Genomic DNA, 435 nt, shown 5'->3' with positions numbered 1-435 from the left:
CATACCACCCATTCTTGCTGTACTCAGACTCCAGGCGCAAATTAACGATAGTGTTGATTTTCAGCACCCGGTGCATGATACGTAACCCAACCGGCCCCAGAGTACCACTACGGTAAAGCTTGCCGGACTCCACTACGCGGAAGTGATACATCAGCTTGCGGTACCGATAAATGAACAAGGCAACAAAAGGGATAGCAACAGCTGTATACAACAACATGGCAAGACTCCGCAGCATTGAACGTCAGCGCAGTCTGGCGGGTCTTTTTGGCAAACGTATTACAGGGAGGCGTTGAATGTAATAGCGCGGGGTTGAGCAGGGATGTCCAAACCCTGAATACAAAAAACCCCCGTCACTTTCGTGGCGGGGGTTTTTTGTTTGGTTTAAGAGCCTGACGATGACCTACTCTCACATGGGGAAGCCCCACACTACCATCG

Annotated in this window: 1 protein-coding gene; it reads right to left on the bottom strand. The window is 50.6% G+C overall.

The window, feature by feature from the left end:
* Nucleotides 1-217, bottom strand: a 217-nt coding sequence (locus tag A3754_RS05660; RefSeq protein ID WP_156496835.1) for a hypothetical protein, incomplete at its 3' end; no start/stop codon positions are given.
* Nucleotides 218-435: the final 218 nt, after the last annotated feature.

The organism is Alcanivorax sp. HI0083 (assembly GCF_001635175.1).
Note: the sequence above shows the minus strand (reverse complement) of the source record. Positions and strands in the feature narration are given on the sequence as shown.